Origin of the sequence: Corallococcus sp. AB011P, from assembly GCF_003611605.1 — a bacterium.
Classification (GTDB): domain Bacteria; phylum Myxococcota; class Myxococcia; order Myxococcales; family Myxococcaceae; genus Corallococcus; species Corallococcus coralloides.
Genome location: NZ_RAVX01000017.1, coordinates 1 through 16,293, shown reverse-complemented (window position 1 = coordinate 16,293; position 16,293 = coordinate 1). Strand labels below are relative to the sequence as shown.

At 70.9% G+C, this 16,293-nt stretch carries 14 protein-coding genes; 5 read left to right on the top strand and 9 right to left on the bottom strand.

The window, feature by feature from the left end; genetic code table 11:
• Nucleotides 1-168: 168 nt before the first annotated feature.
• Nucleotides 169-1,206, bottom strand: coding sequence for a hypothetical protein (locus D7X30_RS30915; protein WP_120566575.1), 1,038 nt, complete (start codon nucleotides 1,204-1,206; stop codon nucleotides 169-171).
• Between the two features lie 106 nt (nucleotides 1,207-1,312).
• Here D7X30_RS30915 and D7X30_RS30910 point away from each other — a divergent pair, with 106 nt between their 5' ends.
• Complete coding sequence (locus tag D7X30_RS30910; protein ID WP_120566574.1) at nucleotides 1,313-2,209, top strand: DUF2058 family protein; 897 nt, start codon at nucleotides 1,313-1,315, stop codon at nucleotides 2,207-2,209.
• 78 nt (nucleotides 2,210-2,287) lie between these two features.
• Here D7X30_RS30910 and D7X30_RS30905 read toward each other — a convergent pair whose 3' ends face one another.
• The 3 genes from D7X30_RS30905 to D7X30_RS30895 all read right to left on the bottom strand — a co-directional run bounded on the left by D7X30_RS30905 (nucleotide 2,288) and on the right by D7X30_RS30895 (nucleotide 5,660).
• Nucleotides 2,288-3,469 (bottom strand): acyl-CoA dehydrogenase family protein, encoded by a 1,182-nt coding sequence (locus D7X30_RS30905; protein ID WP_120566573.1) that lies wholly within the window; start codon nucleotides 3,467-3,469, stop codon nucleotides 2,288-2,290.
• A 58-nt stretch (nucleotides 3,470-3,527) separates the two neighbouring features.
• Nucleotides 3,528-4,532, bottom strand: coding sequence for a DUF1028 domain-containing protein (locus D7X30_RS30900; RefSeq protein WP_120566572.1), 1,005 nt, complete (start codon nucleotides 4,530-4,532; stop codon nucleotides 3,528-3,530).
• Nucleotides 4,533-4,655: 123 nt separating this feature from the next.
• Nucleotides 4,656-5,660 carry a DUF1028 domain-containing protein gene (locus tag D7X30_RS30895; RefSeq protein ID WP_120566571.1) on the bottom strand — a complete coding sequence of 335 codons (1,005 nt, stop codon included), beginning with the start codon at nucleotides 5,658-5,660 and terminating at the stop codon, nucleotides 4,656-4,658.
• A gap of 118 nt (nucleotides 5,661-5,778) precedes the next feature.
• Between D7X30_RS30895 and D7X30_RS30890 the strand changes: the two genes are divergently transcribed.
• Complete coding sequence (locus tag D7X30_RS30890) at nucleotides 5,779-6,543, top strand: SDR family NAD(P)-dependent oxidoreductase (protein WP_120566710.1); 765 nt, start codon at nucleotides 5,779-5,781, stop codon at nucleotides 6,541-6,543.
• Nucleotides 6,544-6,644: 101 nt separating this feature from the next.
• Here D7X30_RS30890 and D7X30_RS30885 read toward each other — a convergent pair whose 3' ends face one another.
• Both D7X30_RS30885 and D7X30_RS30880 read right to left on the bottom strand, forming a co-directional pair.
• Entirely contained in the window at nucleotides 6,645-8,468 is a 1,824-nt protein-coding gene (locus tag D7X30_RS30885; protein ID WP_120566570.1) for a methyl-accepting chemotaxis protein, read from the bottom strand.
• 201 nt (nucleotides 8,469-8,669) lie between these two features.
• Nucleotides 8,670-9,410, bottom strand: a complete 741-nt coding sequence (locus D7X30_RS30880) for a PP2C family serine/threonine-protein phosphatase (RefSeq protein ID WP_120566569.1) — start codon at nucleotides 9,408-9,410, stop codon at nucleotides 8,670-8,672.
• A 407-nt stretch (nucleotides 9,411-9,817) separates the two neighbouring features.
• Between D7X30_RS30880 and D7X30_RS30875 the strand changes: the two genes are divergently transcribed.
• Complete coding sequence (locus D7X30_RS30875) at nucleotides 9,818-10,840, top strand: hypothetical protein (protein WP_120566568.1); 1,023 nt, start codon at nucleotides 9,818-9,820, stop codon at nucleotides 10,838-10,840.
• Nucleotides 10,841-10,876: 36 nt separating this feature from the next.
• On the opposite strand, the gene D7X30_RS30870 is transcribed toward D7X30_RS30875, so the two are convergent.
• The 3 genes from D7X30_RS30870 to D7X30_RS30860 form a co-directional block, all read right to left on the bottom strand.
• A complete protein-coding gene (locus D7X30_RS30870) occupies nucleotides 10,877-12,166 on the bottom strand; it encodes a hypothetical protein (protein WP_120566567.1) in 1,290 nt (429 codons plus the stop codon).
• Between the two features lie 39 nt (nucleotides 12,167-12,205).
• A complete protein-coding gene (locus D7X30_RS30865; RefSeq protein ID WP_120566566.1) occupies nucleotides 12,206-13,090 on the bottom strand; it encodes a hypothetical protein in 885 nt (294 codons plus the stop codon).
• Between the two features lie 160 nt (nucleotides 13,091-13,250).
• Complete coding sequence (locus D7X30_RS30860; protein WP_120566709.1) at nucleotides 13,251-14,384, bottom strand: aminotransferase class I/II-fold pyridoxal phosphate-dependent enzyme; 1,134 nt, start codon at nucleotides 14,382-14,384, stop codon at nucleotides 13,251-13,253.
• Between the two features lie 161 nt (nucleotides 14,385-14,545).
• On the opposite strand from D7X30_RS30860, the gene D7X30_RS30855 reads away from it, so the two are divergent.
• Together D7X30_RS30855 and D7X30_RS30850 are read left to right on the top strand one after the other, a co-directional pair.
• Entirely contained in the window at nucleotides 14,546-15,055 is a 510-nt protein-coding gene (locus D7X30_RS30855) for a peroxiredoxin (protein WP_120566565.1), read from the top strand.
• A gap of 43 nt (nucleotides 15,056-15,098) precedes the next feature.
• Nucleotides 15,099-16,139, top strand: coding sequence for an SDR family oxidoreductase (locus D7X30_RS30850; protein WP_120566564.1), 1,041 nt, complete (start codon nucleotides 15,099-15,101; stop codon nucleotides 16,137-16,139).
• Nucleotides 16,140-16,293 lie beyond the last annotated feature (154 nt).

The window sequence follows — 16,293 nt, the reverse complement described above, 5'->3', positions numbered from 1 at the left end:
GCAAGGCCAGGGCCAGGGGGATTCCCCAGCCGCGTCAGGCACTTGCGGGAAGGCCCCGGCCGGGGCGGCGGCCCGTGCAGGACACGGCCGTCACAGCCCGGAAGGGCCGCGCGCCTCCCGCGGTGAAGCCGTAGGGCTTCCAACGGACAGGAGGCGCGGCGGGGTGCGTCAGTTGCCCTCGGCCTCGTCTTCCGGCTCGGGGGCGCCGGCCGCGGCCCCAGGGGTGCCGGTCGAGTCCCCGGCCTTGGTGCGCGGGATGCCGAAGTGGTCCAGCGCGTCCGCGATGCCCTGGGGCTTGTCCGCGTCCGGCAGGAAGTCCTGGGGCGGCTGCAGCGCGGGGTCCTTGCCGATGTCCGTCAGGCTGGACTCCAGCGTCATGCGCAGCTCCGCCGCCTCCGGGGTCTTCTCCTGGGGCACGCCGATGCGGCCGTCCAGCCGGGCCTTGAGGACGACGGACGTGGCCGAGTCCACCAGCACCTCGCCCTCCAGCGAGCGCGGCAGCCGGTGCGTGAAGAAGTTGGCGCGGCGCTTCGTCGTCTCGTCCGCGTTCTTGGGCGTGAAGGCGGCGGGCATCTTCTTCGGCGTGCCGCCCTCCTGGGGCGCGCCCAGGGACACGTTGTACTTCCACGCGGTGCGCCCCTCGTGGGTGACGGTGCCCGCGGGGGTGAGCTTGATGCGGCCCTGGAAGAGGCTGTCGAAGTCGCGGATGGCGCCCGTCAGCTCCGTGCGGGTGCGCTCGGCCATGCCGCGGTCGCGCAGGCGCTGGCGGTACGGGCCGTAGCGGTTGCGCGCGAACACCTGCCCCTTCACGCGCATCACCTCCAGGCCCTGGTCCCGCGAGTTCTCCAGGACGCCGTGGAAGTCGCCGTTGACGCCCCCGGGGCCCGCTCGGAAGGAGCGCGTTTCCGTGAGCTTCACGGGGTTGTTCCCGTTGGGGCCGGCCCACTCGTAGCTGAGGGTGGACTGGAAGAAGTGCGGGCCCAGCCGCTCGGTCACCTCCGCGGCGTCCATGCCCAGGATGCGGCGGGAGACCTGGGGGTTGTCCGCGACGTCCTCCGGCGGCAGCTTCTCCTTCGCCGAGGCCACCACCTTCGGCGGGTCCTCCGGCGAGAAGATGCGGGCCTTGGCCGCCTTGTCGACGGGGTCGGAGCAGCCGGTGGCTGCCAGGACCAGGGCGAGGGCGGCGGACTTCGTCAGACTTCTCACGGAACCTCCACGACCAGGACGGCGGGGGCGGCAAGTTACGTGGGGGGGACAGGAGCGGCAAGCGGCGGCTTGCGTGCGGCCGTGCAAGGGATAGAACGCCCAACCCATGCAGAACCTGCGAGACAAGTTGTTGAAAGCGGGCCTCGTCTCCGAGGAGCAGGCCAAGAAGTCCGACTCCACGCCCTCGGCGCCACGGCGCCAGGAGGACAGCCGGGGGAGCGCTCCACGCGCCCCGGCCCCTCGCGGACGTGATGAGAATCGGACAGCCGGAGGCCCGCCGCGCCGTGATGACCGCGGAGGTCCACCGCGCCGTGAGGGCGGTGGCGGTCCGCCGCGCGGCGCCGGAGGTCCCCCGCGCCACGGTGCGGGCGGTCCGCCGCGCCAGGGCGGAGGCTTCCGGGGCGGTCCCCAGGGCGGGTCCGGCGCGAGCGCGCGTCCGGGCACGCCCACGGAGAAGCCCATCCCCAAGCTGCCGCCCATGCCGGGCTCCAAGGCCTACCAGCGCGCCGAGTCCAAGAAGCAGGTGGAGCTGGACCGCGCCCTGCGCGAGCTGGTGCTCGGCGCCCAGGTGCCCCAGGAGCCGGGCGAGACGACCTTCTACTTCATGACGCGCAAGGGAAAGCTGCGCCGCATGGAGCTGAGCCCCGCCCAGGCCAAGCAGCTGGAGGACGGCGAGCTGGGCGTGGTGGAGCGCCCGGAGCCCGCGCAGATCGAGCACTCGCTGGTGCCCGCCGCCGCGGCCGAGCAGATGTACGCGCTGTCCGCCAAGGCCGTGCGCTTCTTCAACCGCAAGGAGAACCCCGTCGGCTTCATGAACGACGAGGAGCTCAAGGCGCAGCAGGCCGCCGAGGCCTCCGGCACCGCGCCGGAAGTCGCCGACGAGCCCGAGGCCGCCGCGGAAGGTGCCGAGGAGGGCGAGGCGTCCGCCGAGTCCGAGCCGTCGTCCGAGTCCCCTGGCGAGCCGTCGTCCGAGCCGAACGGCGAAGGCAGCCCCCAGTCCTGATGTTCCTTCCCGTGCCTCCCCTCCTTCCCATCCGGGAGCGAGGGGAGGCTCGGCTTCCACCGGACGTCCGCGCTCGCCTCAGCCGAACGCGTCGATGCCGGTGATGGCCTTGCCCAGCACCAGCGTGTGCACCTCGTGGGTGCCCTCGTAGGTGAAGACGCTCTCCAGATTCAGCATGTGGCGCACGGGCGGGTAGTCGTCCGTGATGCCGTTGGCGCCGTAGATGCTCCGGGCCACGCGGGCGATGTCGAGCGCGCTCTTCACGTTGTTGCGCTTGGCCAGGCTCACCATCACGGGGTTGCTCTTGCCTTCGTCCTTGAGGCGCGCGAGCCGCAGGCCCAACAACTGCGCCTTGACGATCTCCTGGAGCATGTCCGCCAGCTTCTCCTGCGTGAGCTGGTAGCCGGCGATGGACTTGCCGTCGAACTGCGTGCGGGACAGCGCGTATTCGCGCGCGCCCTCGAAGCACGCGATGGCCGCGCCCGTCACCGCGAACGCGATGCCCGCTCGCGCGTTGTTGAGGCACGACAGCGGACCGCGCAGGCCCACGACGCCGGGCAGCACGTTGCGGTCCGGCACGCGCACGTCCTGGAAGGACAGCTCACTGGTGCGCGACGCGCGCAGGGAGAACTTGCCGGGAATCTCCCGCGCGCTGAAGCCGGGCATCCCCTTCTCCACCAGGAAGCCGCGCACGGACTCCGGGCCGCCGTCATCCGTCTTGGCCCACACCACCGCGACGTCCGCGATGGAGCCGTTGGTAATCCACGCCTTGGTGCCGTTGAGCACCCAGGTGTCTCCATCCTTCCGGGCGCGGGCGCGCATGCCGCCGGGGTTGGAGCCGAAGTCGGGCTCGGTGAGGCCGAAGCAGCCGATGAGCTGTCCCTTCGCCATGCCCGGCAGGAAGCGCGTCTTCTGCTCCTCGCTGCCGTAGGCGTGGATGGGGAACATGCACAGCGAGCCCTGCACGGACGCGAAGCTGCGCAGGCCGGAGTCACCGCGCTCCAGCTCCTGCAACACCAGGCCGTAGCTGACCGTGTTCATGCCCGCGCAGCCGTAGCCCTGGAGGTTCGCGCCCAGCACGCCCAGCTCCGCCAGGCCCGGGATGAGGTGCGCGGGGAAGGTGCCGTCGCGGAAGTGCTTCCCGATGATGGGCAGCACCTCCGCGTCCACGAAGCGGGCCACCGCGTCGCGAGCGGCCTTCTCCTCGGCGGACAGCAGGTCGTCGATGCGGAACAGGTCGGTGATGTCGGCGCGGGGCATGGCGGCGAGCTTGACGTCGCCATGCGGGAGCCGTCAAACGCACCCGAGGCTCGGTGTCTCAGTGCGTCGCGGGCGCGAGCGCATCCAGGTCCGCGTCGCGCATGAAGTTGAACAGCGGACCGTCAATCCTCCGCTGACCGTCCACCACCACGGTGGGCTTGAGGAAGAAGCTGTTGTTCCAGTTGAAGTCATACAGCGCCTGCTCGGCGGCGTCGCTCCAGGTCCCGTCCATGCGGCCGTGGTAGTACCCGAGCTTGCGCAGCACGCGCTTCACGACCTTCGCGGTCTCCTTGTCCAGGGAGATGAGGTCCGACGCGTACGGCGCCGCGACGCCCGCCTGGTAGCGGTTCATCTCCACCTCCAGCTCCTTCAGCGCGTGCTTGCTGCTGTGCACGACGGCGTCCGCCAGCACCTTCGTGAAGAAGACCGCCTCGTTCTCCGAGCTCCAGACGCGGATGACGCCGGAGCGCTCGCCGTTGTTGTCGCCGCCCACGGCGGCCCCCGCCTTGAGCGACGCGAGCAGCCGCTGCGGCAGGCTGCCCCTGGCCTTCTGGAAACCCGTCGCCATGGCGGCGCAGATGGAGGGAGTGGTCTGGTTGTTGGCCTGCACCACGAAGGTGGCGCCCTTCACGGCGCAGCGATGCGAGGGGCTCTCCGCGCCGGTCTGCTGGCCCACCGTGATGGTGCCGTCGGGGTTGAGCTTCACCGCGGCGAGCTGGCGGTAGTCCGCGTATGGATCCACGGTGAACACGTAGTCGATGGCGGCCTGGGCCGTGTCGCCCGCGTCGGTGCGGGCGATGACCGCCTCGGCGTCATCCACCGAGGGGTAGAACATGGAGGCCACCGCCACGTCCGGACGGCCATAGGGCACCAGGCCGCTGATGCCCGCGGGGAAGGAGATGCTGGCCACGCCGCAGGACTTCTCCACCGCGTCGCACGCGACAATGGCGCGCGTGCCCATGAGACGCGGGTTGGCGCGGCCGGTGGGCGCCGCCGCGAGGGCGGACGTGGACGTGAACATCAGACAGGAGGCGGCCAGCAAGCCACGATTGAGGGTCTTCATATGCAATGGACCTCGATGCAGTGAGCGGTGTCTGGAAGAGCCCCCTGACGCGCGAATGATGCATGTCGCCATGCACCGTCCGGCCCACAGGGATACCGCGGACGGACCCGAGGGTCCGGTGCTTCACAACCCGCCGGGCTTGAAGGCCTTCGGATCCGCGTTGCGCAGGTAGTTGACCAGCGGACCGTCGATCTTCCGCTGGCCGTTCACCAGCACCGTGGGCTTGAGGAAGAAGAGCGTGTTCCAGTTGAAGGCATCCAGCGCCTGCTCGGCGGCGTCGTTCCAGGTCCCATCCACGACACCGTTGTAGTAGCCGGCCTTGAACAGGGCGCCCTTCACGACCTTCGCGGTCTCCGCGTCGAGCGGGATGAGGTCCGACGCGTACGGCGCCGCGATGCCCGCCTGGTAGCGGTTCATCTCCACCTCCAGGTCCTTCAGCGCGGTCCTGCTGGTGTGCACGACGGCGTCCGCCAGCACCTTCGTGTAGAAGGTCGACTCGTTCTCCGAGGTCCAGACGCGGATGACGCCGGAGCGCTCGCCGTTGTTGTCGCCGCCCACGGCGGCCCCCGCCTTGAGCGACGCGAGCAGCCGCTGCGGCAGGCTGCCCGTGGCCTGCTGGAAGCCCGTCGCCATCGCGGCGCAGATGGTGGACGTGGTCTGGTTGTTGGCCTGCACCACGAAGGTGGCGCCCTTCACGGCGCAGCGCTGCGGGGCGTTCTCCGCGCCGGTCTGCTGGCCCACCGTGATGGTGCCGTTGGGGTTGAGCTTCACCACGGCGAGCTGGCGGTAGTCCGCGTACGGATCCACGGAGAACACGTAGTCGACGGCCTGCTGGGCCGTGTTGCCCGCGTCGACGCGCGCGAGGACCGCCTCGGCGTCATCCACCGACGGGTAGAACATGGTGGCGATGGCCACGTCCGGACGACCATAGGGCACCAGGCCGCTGATGCCCGCGGGGAAGGAGATGCTGGCCACGCCGCAGGACTTCTCCACCGCGGCGCACGCGACGATGGCGCGCGTGCCCATGAGGCGCGGGTTGGCGCGACCGGTGGGCGCCGCCGCGAGGGCGGACGTGGACGCGAACATCAGGCAGGAAGCGGCCAGCAGGCCACGCTCAAGGGACTTCATACGCAGGGGACTCCGATGCAGTGGTTGATGTCTTGAAGAGTCCCCGGCAGCGCAATTGATGCATTTCGCCATGCACCTTCCGCGCGGCTCCACGCACGGGGTCCTATGCTGTCCGGCCATGGCAAACGAGACGACGAAGAGCGTGGTGGTGACGGGCGCCAGCCGGGGCATTGGCCGCGCGGTGTCCCTGGCGTTCGCGCGCGAGGGCTACGACGTCTGGGCGCTGGCGCGCTCCGCGGAGTCGCTGGAGGCGCTGCGCAAGGAAGGCGGCGAGCGCATCCGCGCGCTCACGGTGGACGTGGCGGACGAGTCCGCGCTGCTCGCGGCGTGCAAGACCGTGCTGGCCGCGGGGACGCCCCGGGTGCTGGTGAACAACGCGGGCATCACCGTGTCCGCGCCGCTGACGAAGACGTCCACGGCGGACCTGGCGAAGGTGATGGCCGTGAACGTGACGGCGCCCTTCCTGCTGTGCCGCGAGCTGATGCCGGCGATGGCGTCCGCGGGCGGCGGGCGTGTCATCAACATCGGCTCCATCACCGCGACGCGCGGGGCGCGGTACACGTCCGCCTACTGCGCGTCCAAGCACGCGCTCCTGGGACTGACGCGCGCGCTGTCGGTGGAGTACGCGCGCAAGAACGTCACCGTGAACATCGTGAACCCGGGTTGGGTGGAGACGGACATGTTCGCGGGCGCGACGGCCGCCATCACCAAGACGACGGGCCGCAGTGAAGAACAGGCCCGCGAAGCCCTGGCCGCGATGAGCGCCATGGGCCGCATCATCCAGCCGGAGGAGGTGGCCGCGATGTGCCTCTTCCTTGCGTCGGAGGCGGCGGCGCCCATCACGGGCGCGGCCTACGCCATCGACGGCGGCGAGGCGGCGTAGCGCCGGACTCCCGCGCGCCGGGACGAAACGTGCCCGGCGTCACCGCGCGAGCGGGGCGATACGCCATGCGGCATCGCGGGCGCTACCGCCGCGCTCCGGCGTCACAGGCGGTACTGCTCCACGATGTTGCTGACCTCGTGGGACGCGGTGGTGAGGCGCGCGGCGGCCACGGCACTGGTGGCCACGCGCTCCACCGTCTCGTCCGCCAGCCGCGTCAGGTCGCTCAGCGCGGCGAACAGCTCCGCGATGCCCGCGTCCTGCTGGCTCACCATGTCCGCGATGCTCTTCACGGACACGCTGTTGTTCTGGATGACCTCGGCCAGCGCGCGCAGGCTCTCTCCCGCCGCGCGCGCCTGCTCCAGGCCGCCCTCCACCTCGCGCGTGCCGCCCTCGCTCGTCTGCACCGCCTCGGAGATGGCGCGGCCGATGTCCGCCAGGATGGTCTGCACACGCGCCGTGGCCGTCGCGGACTGGTCCGCCAGCGAGCGCATCTGCCGGGCCACCACCGCGAACGCCCGGCCCGCCTCGCCGCTGCGCGCCGCCTCGATGGCCGCGTTCAACGCCAGCACGTTGGACTGGTCCGCCAGGTCCTTCACCGTGCCGGTGATGTCGCCCACCTGACGCGTGCTCTGCCGCAGCTCCGACACCGTGTTGGAGATGCGCTCCACCTGCGAACGGATGTGCGTGAGCCCGCCCACGCTGCCCGCCACCGCGGACTCGCCCGCCTGCCCCACCGCGCCCGCCTTCTCCGCCTCGCGCAGCACGCCCGTGGCCCGCTGCGCCGCCGCCCGCGAGCTCTCCTGAAGCTGCCGCGCGGCGATCTGCGTCTGGTGCAGCGCCGCCGCCTGCCGCGTCACCGCCAGGTTCTGGTCCGACGCGGAGTTCGCCAGCTCCAGCGCCGTCGCCTCCAGCTCCTGCGCGGAGTTCTTCAGCGCCATCAGCACCGCGCGCAGCCGCGCCATCATGTCCCCGAAGGACGTGGCCAGCTGGCCAATCTCATCCCTGGAGTGGATGTCCAACGTGCCGCTGAAGTCCCCTTCCGCCACCACCCGCGCCGCCGCCGCCGTCAGCGCGCCCAGGGGCGCCATCATCCGCCGCACCAGCAGGAACATGCCCCCGCCCGCCACCAGCGCCACGAACAGCCCCAGTCCCAGCACCTCCATCAGCGTGGCGCGCATCAGCGCCCACTCCGCCTGAGCGCCGCGCGCGAGCACCAGCTCCAGGCCCTCGCCCACCTCCACGCGAGACACGTGCAGCGACACGCCGCCCACGTTCACCTCGGCGCCGTTCGCCCTGCTCGCGCTCGCCGCGGCCAGCAGCGCCTTCGCCTGGACCGCGTGCACCGACCTCGCCACCAGCCGAGGCCCCGCGTGCAGCAACGCCTCCAGGTCCTCGTTCCCTTCGCCCAGCCGCCGCAGGTCCTCTCCGCCCAGCTCCGCGCCCACCACGAGGTAGCCCACCGGCACGCCGTTGGACTGGAGCGGCTGCCCCACCGCGAGCAGGGGCACACCCGTGGCCGGCAGCAGCACCTGTCCCTGCTGGCGCACCACCTTGTCGATGCCCGGCAGGGTCCGCTCGCCGGAGGAGGCGAGCACCGTCCCGTCCACGCCCACCAGCGCCATCAGGTCCACGCCCAGCACCGTGCGGTGCTCGTTCAGCAGGGCGTCCGTCTCCGAATGATCCTCCGCGAAGGCCGCCGTGAACGCGGGGTTGGCCGCCGCCACGCGCCCCAGCTCCGCCAGCACCCGCAGCTCCTGGTCCTTCAACGCCTTCCAGCGGGTCGCGTCCCGCGTCAGGGCGGAGGCCATCTCGGACTCCACGCGCGAGCGCAGCGACACCCCCATCAACGTCACGGTCAGCAGCGTGAGGGCGATTACAACGGCGGTAAGGGCCGCGGTCAGGCGCGCGGCAAGGCTGAGCGTCATACGCAACGGGTGCTCGGAGGGGGGAGGGAGACGCGAGGGGGGAGCCCCCAGATTAACCTGGAAGGTGCGAAGGATTGAAGTCCCTGTGCAGGGTGACTCCCCTCCGTCCGGGCGGACCCATCGCGTCGGGTCGGCGGTCAGGGCCGACCTGTGGAGTTCATCATCCGCGCACTCTCAGCGTGTGACGCGGTGGGTAGACGCTCAGACCGCCACGCGCAGCACGACGGCGGTGATGTTGTCGCGGCCACCGGCCTCGTACGCGGCGGTGACCAGCGCGTCACACGCGGCCTGGGCGGAGGGCGCGTGCAGCTGCTCCTTCATCACCTCCGGGCCCAGGGGCTCATACAGCCCGTCCGAGCACAGGAGGAAGACATCCCCGGGCTGCGTCTCCAGCCGCTGCACGGTGGGCTCCGCGTTCTCCGTGCCCAGGGCGCGGGTGATGAGGTGGCGCAGGTTGGCCGGATTGCCGGGCGGTTCGCGCCCCGCGGCACGCAGCTCCTCGATGAGCGAGTGGTCGCGCGTGAGCGACTCCAGCTGGCCCTCGCGCAGGCGGTACAGGCGGCTGTCGCCCACGTGGGCCACCGCCGCGAAGCGCTCTCCTACCGCGAGCGCCACCACCGTGGAGGCCATCTCCTTGAGCTTGCCCACGCGGCGCACGCGCAACGTGCGCTGGGCGAGCGCGGTGCAAGCGGCCAGGTAGTTCTCCTCGCGGCTTCGCGCGGGATCCACCGCGTCCGGCCAGGTGCCGTCGCGATCGCGGTCCAACCGGTCGCTGAACCCCGCGAAGGTGTCCACCACGCACTGGCTGGCGACCTCCCCGCCCTCCTGCCCGCCCAGGCCGTCCGCCACGACGAACAGCCCGCGCTCGGGCAGCACGCAGTACGCATCTTCATTGTGCGGACGCCGACCGATGTGGGTCTGCCCCGCGCACTCGAATCTCATCACCACCGCCTCCTGGCTGGGCTCCCGGACAGCAAACGAGAGGCCAACGGCCCGGTCGCTTCATGCCCGGGGCACCCCCATGGGGTTTTCGCCTCTGGAGAACGTCCGGGTGCACGTTCCCTCCGCGCCCCCGTACTCCCCTGTCCGCGGACCGACGTTGCGGTCGTCTCCACCCCGTCCCCCCGCGACTTTTCAACGGGCATGACACCCCGAAGGCCAGGGCGGACTTCGTGGGAGGACGCGGGACCGGCGTCCACGTGTGCGGCCAGGGTGGGACTCATGGGCGCCGGTAGGATACCGGGCATCGTGGCCAATGGGGATTGCTCGTGTCCCCCTAGCAACTCCTGCCGGGCCCGGCGGACAATGCATGAGCCGCCCGACCTGCGGGCCATCACCCGAGGAGAACCATGACATCCATCCGCCGCGTGGGTTCTGGCATCTCGACGTCCCGGGCCTGGTCCATCTCCAACGAGCTGGAGGTCACCGCCCCGGTGAAGCAGGAGCCCATGGCGCCGGTGGATCCGGTGCGGCGGGGCTTCTCCGACACGAGCGACTTCCGGGCGGACGCCGACGGCGACCTGGCCGGCGCCCTGCTCGAGGACCTGGGGCTGACGTCGGACCCGTCCTCGGAGGCCGGGGGGCGCGCGTCGGGCCTGGAGGCCCCGGAGGCCCGGGCCGCGCTGCTGGAGAACCCCCACCTGCGCACCTTCGCGGGGGAGAGCACCTTCGAGGCCGCCGGGCCCGCGTACGCGCAGCGGCTGGGCACACCGCAGACGTCCACGCCGCTCATGCAGGCGCGCCACTTCCAGCAGGCGGAGCGCCGCGCGGAGGCCGCGCCGGTGGATCCGTCCCTGGACCCCTCCGACATCCTGTCGCCCGACGCGGCCGCGTGGGAGCTGCAGAACCTGGACACCATGCCGAGCACCGTCTCCGCGCAGGAGGCGGAGGACCTGCTCTTCCTCCTGGAGTCCGGTGACCTGTCCAGCCTGAGCGACGAGGAGCTGGCCGCGCTGAGCGACGACCTGGGCGTGGACGAAGCGGCGCCGGATGCGTCCTACGACGCGGACGGCCTGGAGGCGTCCGGTGCGCCGGAGGAGTCAGACGGGTTCCTGGCCACGCTGGAGGACAGCGGGCCGGAGGCGCTGTCACCGGATGCGCCGCGGAGCGCCCCGTCGTCGAATGACTTCCTCGCGGACGCGGACGACTTCACGATGGAGGCCGTCCAGGCCGAGGCCGCCTACGCCGCCGCGTATGCCGAGGCCCGCAAGAACGCGGCTTCCGCCTCCGAACCGGAGCCTGCCGTGGTGGTGGCCCCCGAGGCCGCTGACGCGACGGAGGACCTCCCGGACGTCATTGAAGACGTGCAGGACGCCGACCTCGTGGAGGTCGACGCGGCCCACACGCCTCCGCCGCCTCCGCTCGAATCCTGAGCCTCACCGGAGCCCCCTGGAGCGGGCCCTGACGCTTCAGGGCTCGGGCGTGTCGGAGAGCGCGGCGTCGAGCTGCTTCTGCGCCTCCATGACGTCCTTCTCCAGCTCGTTCTTGTAGCGGTCGCGCTCGGGGCTCGACCACTCGGCATCCGAGAACTGATCGAGCGAATACACGCGCGTGGTGTGCACGGGCCCGCGCAGCGTGACCATCAGCTCGCGGTCCGGGTCGCCCATCTCCTTGAGCAGGAAGCCCTCCACGTCGCGCAGGGTCAGCGGGAACGTGGGCTTGTCGTCCCGGACGACCTTGCCGAAGACGTTGAGCTTCACCTCCTGCGCGCCCTCCTGCAGCTCCTCGTTGAAGGACAGCACCGCGAACGGCACGCCGCCTTCGTCGTCCAGCCGGCCGGACACCACGTACCGCCCCGCCTTGCGGACCTGGACGGACAGGTACAGGTCCAGCGACCCCGCCTCCACCACCTCGCGCACCCGGCGGGTGAACGTGGCCGGCGGCGCGGGCGTGTAGAGCACGTCGAAGAACGCCGAGTCCTCCAGCGACCCCGAGCGCACGCGGAGGGCCACGCGCAGCGTGCCGGAGAACATCGCGAAGCCCTGCTTCGACGGCTGGAAGCGGCCGGTGAGCATCCCGTCACCCGCCACCGCATCGCCGCCCTGGCCCGAGTCCACGAACGTCACCGGCACGCCCGGCACGCCGCCCGCGTCCGCCAGGTGGTCCGCCTCGTGCGCCATCGCGGACACCACCTCGCACGGGCGCGGCGCGCGGCGTGAGTCCTCGCACGCCACGGTGAAGAGCACCGCTTCGTCACCGACGACGAACACCTTGTCCTGCTTGAGCCGCAGCTGCACATCGGAGGTTCCGTCCTCCGCGGCCTTGGGGCTCAGCGGCCGGGTGCGCTCCGGCTCCGCCAGCTCCAACTGGTCCGGATGCTCGCGGCTGGGCCGCGACTCGGGTGGGTAGCGCGTGGCCGCCACGTAGGATTCCAACGAGCGCTTCGCGCGCTCCAGCCGCTTCTGCCACAGCTCGCGGCGGGCCTCGCGCTCGCGGGCCTCCGGGCTGAGCAGCGACGGCGCGGCGGGCTCGGCCGCCATCGCCGCGCTGGAGCGCTCCGCCGATGCCCGCGCCACCTCGCGGGGGGCGGGCACCGGAACGGAGGTGGGCTCCGGTGCGCCCTCCGGCGCTTCGGCCCCTTCGCTTCCCTGCCACCAGAAGAACGCTCCGCCCACGAGCACCAGGGGCACGAGGGCAAGCAACCACCGGCCGTGGCGCAGCCGGGAGGCGGAAGAGACGGGACCGTCGTCGCGTGTCATGAGCGGGCTTCGCCGGAGGGGGCGGGGGAAGCCGTCATTCTAGTACGCGTACTGGGCCATGTACTCGCGTACCTTGGAGACGATGCCTCCCCAGTTGCCGTTGGCGTAGTGGTTGAAAGACTCACCGTCGTCGCGGAGGTACACGGAGTGGAAGCTCCACTTCGCCCGGCCGTCGCTGCACGCGTTCTTGAGCAGGTTGAGCGTGCCGCCGCAGAACCAGTCGCCCGGGTTGCAGTAGGACCCGCCACTGCTGCCGGAGACACCGCCCGTGGAGTGGTAGGACACCGCCTCGTCGTCCTGGCCCGGGAGGATGCCGGAGTACAGCGTCCCCTTGGAGCCGGCGAACATGAGGAACTCCACGTTGGCCGTGGCGTTGTGGTTGTACATGGAGCGCGCCGTGGTGGTGACCAGGTCGCTCACCAGGGGTTCGCTCATCGCCCAGTCGCCGTGGTCCGCCAGCTCGCTGCCGCCGCCCGCGCCGGACGCCACGGCCACCCACTTGATGTTCCAGCCCTTCTGCGTGGAGGTGCCCACGTTGCCGCACTCACCGTTGGCGTTGGGCGTGGCGTTCTTCACCTGCCGCGTGCTGGTGCCGTACAGCGACAGCGCGTAGCCGATCTGCAGGTCACCGGCGCTGTGCACCGCGATGTAACAGGAGTTGGTGCCCGTGCAGAAGCAGTCCAGCGCGTTGCGGATGCGGTAGTTCTCCGAGCCCACGCGCTGCGTGCCGTTCCAGTTGACGGCCTTCTTGTTCACGCCCGCCGCGGTGGTGGACGGCCCCCAGTAGCTGAAGTCGGCGTAGTTGCCCGCCTTTGTCGTGTTGCCGTTCCTGCCGTGGATCCACAGCGTGTAGTTCGTCGCGGCGGCTTCGGTACCCACCAACAGCGTCGCGGCGGTCACGGCCGCGCCAATCAGCATCTTCATCGGGGTGTGTCTCCTGGCCTCTCGGGGGGATGAGAGGGCTTCCGCACGGCCCCAGGCCGGGCGAGGGGACAACCACTCTAGGGGTTGTTTCAGATGAAGGCGATAAGCCGAAAGTCCAGCTGTCAGTGAAAACCCTGACGCACCGCGCTGGCTCTGGGAGTCACCCCAGCGCGTCCAGGGCCCCGTCCCGCACGAAGCGTTCCAGCCGTGCCAGTGCTTCCGGCAGGTTGGCGCGCCCCAACCCCAACCGGAAGTGATTGCCCGGAAAGCCATACACGTCGCCAGGCAACAGCAACACGCCCTCGCGGGTAATCAGTGACTCAGTGAAACGAGCCACTGGGATGTTTCGCAGCAGACGGGGGAAGGCCACGCTGCCGGCGCGCGGGCGCACCCAGTGGAAGGTGTCCGCGTGGCGCGCGAAGAAGTCATCCAGCCGCGCGAGGTTCGCGGAGAGCAGGCCGCGGCTGCGCTCCAGCACACGTTCGCGGGCGCGCAGCGCGATGAGGGACAACAGCTCGCTGGGGGCGCTGTTGCACAGCGAGGTGTAGTCCTTGAAGGCGCGGCAGCGCGCGAGCAGCTCCGCGTCCCGGGTGGCGAGCCAGCCCACGCGCAGGCCCGCGAGGCCGAACGCCTTGGACATCACGCCCAGGCTCACGCCCTTCGTGAAGCACGACGCGGCGGGCGGCAGCGTGTCGTTCGTGTCGTACTCCAGCAGGCGGTACACCTCGTCGGAGAAGAGGTGGATGCCGCGCGCTTCGCACAGCGCGCACAGCTTCTGGAAGGTCGCGCGGTCCGGCAGCGAGCCCGTGGGGTTGTGCGGGAAGTTCACCACGACCATGCGCGTGTCCGGGCGCAGCGCCGCCGTGAGCGCGTCCAGGTCCAGGGCCCAGCCATCCTCCTCGCGCAGGGGCAGCAGCGTCACGTCCGCGCCCACGGAGCGCGCGACTTCGTAGAGCGACTGATAGCCCGGCCAGGTGACGACGGCGTGCGTGCCGGGACCCAGTTGGACGTTCATCGCGACGAACAGCGCCTCCTGCGCGCCCGCGAAGGTGAGGACGTCGTCGGGGGACAGGCCCGGGTACATGCCAGCGATGGTCTCGCGCAGCGCGGGCAGGCCGGGCGTCTCCGTGTAGCCGAGCGTCAGCCCGTCCCAGCGCGCGCGGTCCTCCGGCGACGCGAGCGCCAGCAGGTCCGCCATGCGCCAGCCCTCCACGTCGGAGGAGCACAAGAGGTAGGGCGCGGCGAACTCCCAGCGCGCGAAGTACCGCTCCAGTTCGAAGTCGGGGATGCGCATCACGTCCTCCATGCCCGCCTGCCCACCGGAGGGCGGAGCGGGCCAACAGCCCTTGCCGGACAGGCGAGCGGACGGGCGCGCAGCCGGGAGCAACCGGTGGCGCATGCATAGCTTGAGTCACGTCCCGTTGAAGCGCTTTCCACTTCCCACAGGGAGCCCGTATGGCCTCGACGAAAATCCCGCTCACGCTGCTGGACCCGGATGGCGGGTGGGTGAATGCCCCCGTCCACGTCTCGGAGCTCGATGGACTGCCCGTCCTCCTCCACTTCTGGACCATGGACTGCGAGGACTGCGCGAAGCAGTTCGAGGCCGTGAACCAGTGGGTGGTGGACTACGGGCCCAAGGGCCTGAAGGTCATTGGCGTGGACGTCACCCACAACGAGACGGAGCTCCGGGACACCAACAAGGTGGAGGGCTTCGCGCGCGAGCACGGCCTGCGCTACCCCATCGCCATGGACGACGGCTCCATGGCCAAGGCCTACGGCGTGGACAAACACCCCGCCTTCCTCCTCTTCGGCACGGATGGGCGGCTGAAGAACCGCATCGGCGGCAAGGACGCGCTGCGCCGCGTGCGCGCGCTGCTCAAGGACCTGCCCGGCCAGGAGCCGCCCGCGCTCCACGGCGAGGTGTCCCGCGAACAGGAAGACCAGGTCGCGGCCTCGAATCCTTGAGTGTCCCGCTGCCCCACCCTTCCCTCCCCTGGAGAGTCGCACCATGGCTGACCGACGACACATCGAGCGAAAGGGCTTCTCCCTGGGCGCGCTGGCCGCCGGGGTGGGGGCTGTCGTGGGGCTGAAGCACGCGCTGCGTCCGCGCTACAGCTTCCAGGGCAAGACGGTCGTCATCACCGGAGGCTCCCGGGGGCTGGGACTGGTGATGGCGCGCATGCTCCTGAAGCAAGGCGCGCGCGTGGCCATCTGCGGACGCGACGTCGAGTCGCTCCAGCGCGCCCACGCGGACCTGGAGCGCATGGGCGGAGAGGTGCTCACCCTGCGCTGCGACGTGCGCGACCAGGTGCAGGTGGACGCAATGGTGGGCGCCGTCCACGAGCGGTGGGGCGCGGTGGACGTGCTCATCAACAACGCGGGCGTCATCATGGTGGGCCCGCTGGAGTCCATGACGCTGGAGGACTTCGAGGAGGCGGTGGACGTCCACCTGTGGGGGCCGCTGTACACGACGCTCGCGGTGGCGCCGGCCATGAAGGCGCGCGGCGAGGGCCGCATCGTCAACGTGGCCTCCATGGGCGGCAAGCTGAGCATCCCGCACCTGGTGCCGTACTCCGCCAGCAAGTTCGCGCTGGTGGGCCTGTCAGACGGGCTGCGCACGGAACTGGCCCAGGACGGCATCCTCGTGACGACGGCGTGCCCGTCCCTCATCCGCACGGGCAGCCCGCGCAACGCGAGCTTCAAGGGCGACCACGAGAAGGAGTACGCGTGGTTCCACGTGAGCAACTCGATGATGGGCGTGTCCATGAGCGCCGAACGCGTGGCGCGCAAAATCATCGAGGCGTGCCGCCGGGGTGACGCGGAGGCGCTGGTGGGCATGCCCGCGAAGCTGGGCGCGGTGGGCCGGGCCCTGGCACCCAACCTCACCGCGCGCGTGCTGGACGCCGTCAACCGGCTGCTGCCCCAGGACAGCACCCCGGAGCGCCACAAGGGCAGCGAGAGCGAGACGCCCCTCACCCGCTCCTGGCTCACGGAGATGAGCCGCCGCGCGGCGGAGCGCAACAACGAGAACGAGGTGTCCCTGCACTGACGCAAGGGACACCCGATAGACGGAGGCCTAGGGGCTGTCCCTGATCTCCGGCCCGAAAATCAACCTGGCGGATCTAACCTCAGGGTTGGACCCAGCTTCAGAGGGCATCTGGAGGTTGCCGGCCAGCGTCAGGCGTGATCAACACTGGCTGTGC

Coding starts and splice junctions, on each gene's coding strand:
- D7X30_RS30855 (WP_120566565.1), top strand. CDS start 14,546: ATGGCCTCGACGAAAATCCCGCTCACGCTGCTGGACCCGGATGGCGGG.
- D7X30_RS30860 (WP_120566709.1), bottom strand. CDS start 14,384: ATGCGCATCCCCGACTTCGAACTGGAGCGGTACTTCGCGCGCTGGGAG.
- D7X30_RS30885 (WP_120566570.1), bottom strand. CDS start 8,468: ATGACGCTCAGCCTTGCCGCGCGCCTGACCGCGGCCCTTACCGCCGTT.
- D7X30_RS30905 (WP_120566573.1), bottom strand. CDS start 3,469: ATGCCCCGCGCCGACATCACCGACCTGTTCCGCATCGACGACCTGCTG.
- D7X30_RS30865 (WP_120566566.1), bottom strand. CDS start 13,090: ATGAAGATGCTGATTGGCGCGGCCGTGACCGCCGCGACGCTGTTGGTG.
- D7X30_RS30900 (WP_120566572.1), bottom strand. CDS start 4,532: ATGAAGACCCTCAATCGTGGCTTGCTGGCCGCCTCCTGTCTGATGTTC.
- D7X30_RS30880 (WP_120566569.1), bottom strand. CDS start 9,410: ATGAGATTCGAGTGCGCGGGGCAGACCCACATCGGTCGGCGTCCGCAC.
- D7X30_RS30890 (WP_120566710.1), top strand. CDS start 5,779: ATGGCAAACGAGACGACGAAGAGCGTGGTGGTGACGGGCGCCAGCCGG.
- D7X30_RS30875 (WP_120566568.1), top strand. CDS start 9,818: ATGACATCCATCCGCCGCGTGGGTTCTGGCATCTCGACGTCCCGGGCC.
- D7X30_RS30895 (WP_120566571.1), bottom strand. CDS start 5,660: ATGAAGTCCCTTGAGCGTGGCCTGCTGGCCGCTTCCTGCCTGATGTTC.
- D7X30_RS30850 (WP_120566564.1), top strand. CDS start 15,099: ATGGCTGACCGACGACACATCGAGCGAAAGGGCTTCTCCCTGGGCGCG.
- D7X30_RS30910 (WP_120566574.1), top strand. CDS start 1,313: ATGCAGAACCTGCGAGACAAGTTGTTGAAAGCGGGCCTCGTCTCCGAG.
- D7X30_RS30870 (WP_120566567.1), bottom strand. CDS start 12,166: ATGACACGCGACGACGGTCCCGTCTCTTCCGCCTCCCGGCTGCGCCAC.